The following is a 1,246-nucleotide window of genomic DNA, read 5'->3' as shown; positions in this document are numbered from 1 at the left end:
CGCGCGAAGGCGAACTCGCCGGCGGCCTGCACGTGGGCGAGCACCGCGCGCTGGTGGCGCGGCGCGAGCGGCTGCAGCGGTCCGAAGCGCTGGCTCTGCGCCGCGAGCCAGGCCAGCAGCGCGAGCAGCAGCGGCAGCAGCACGTAGCGGCCGTGACGCACGAGGAGCACGTACCACGGCGGCGAGTTGGTCGCGTAGACCAGCAGCGCGCGGCCTTCGCCGAGCACCGGACCGAGCAGCTGCCAGGCCAGCGCGGCGTTGCCGCCGTCCTTGAGCGCGGTGTTGTGCAGGAAATCGAAGTCGGCCGCGATCAGCACGTCGCCGTCGCCCCAGGGATGGCGGCCGAACACGAAGCCCTGCCTGCCGTTGCCCCAGAGCCAGTCGAAATCGCTTTCGTACTCGGCCGCGGTCCTGAAGCGGTACGAGCTGCAGTACATGCCGGCGGAGCGGTTCGCGGCGGCCTTGCCCACGGCGTCGGCGACCTCGCCGGCGGACTTGGGCGCGCCGGGGTCCTCGCAGGCCAGTGCCTCGTCCCAGCTCATGCAGCTGAACTCGTGCGCGACCGTGAGGCCGAGCCGCTCGAGCAGCTCGCCGGGCCGGCCTTCGTCGCCCTGCGGCAGGCGCAGCGCGAGATGGCCGCCGTCTTCGACCCACTGCAGCAGTTCGTCGGTCTGCGCGTCGCTGAGCGAGCGCAGGTCGATGTCGAGCAGCAGCAGATCGCCGGACTCGGGCGCGAGCGCCGTGAAGTTGAAATCGGCGCGGCTGACTGTCTCGATCTTGCGCGCCTCCAGGGTGCGCTTGAGCCCGAACAGCGGGTTGAAGCGCGCCTCGCCGCGCGGCGGCAGGGTGACCTCGCGCTCGACGCGCCGGTAGGTGCTGAAGAACCACGCGGCGAGCAGGCCGACGAGCAGCCCGGCCACGCCGGCGGCGATGAGCCTGTAGCGCCGCTGCGGAGTCATGCGCCGGCGCTCCGCGCCGCGTTCCAGGCGGCCAGCAGTTCCTCGACTTCCGTCGTCGCCGGCAGCCGCTGCGCATAGGCCGCGGCCTGCCAGCAGCGCACGATGCGCGCGAACAGCCTGGTGTAGTCGGTATCGCCGAGGCGGCGCGAGCGGCGCAGGCATTCGGCCTCGGTCGCGCCCGGCGGCAGCGCGACGCCGAGCGCCTCGTCGAGGCCCAGCACGGCCGCGCGGTAGAACAGCGCGAGGGCCGCGCGCGCCTGGCCCTGCTGCCACAGCGCGCGCACGGC

At 73.6% G+C, this 1,246-nt stretch carries 2 protein-coding genes; both read right to left on the bottom strand.

The annotated features are described in order from the left end of the window. A partial coding sequence (locus NON22_RS24505) for a DUF4350 domain-containing protein (protein ID WP_257389596.1) occupies positions 1–959 on the bottom strand: 959 nt, incomplete at its 3' end. After that, positions 956–1,246, bottom strand: a 291-nt coding sequence (locus tag NON22_RS24500) for a DUF4129 domain-containing protein (RefSeq protein WP_257389595.1), incomplete at its 5' end; no start/stop codon positions are given. The genes NON22_RS24500 and NON22_RS24505, both read right to left, overlap by 4 nt.

The organism is Tahibacter caeni (assembly GCF_024609805.1).
Lineage (GTDB): Bacteria > Pseudomonadota > Gammaproteobacteria > Xanthomonadales > Rhodanobacteraceae > Tahibacter > Tahibacter caeni.
This window is presented reverse-complemented; position numbering and strand designations above follow the sequence as displayed.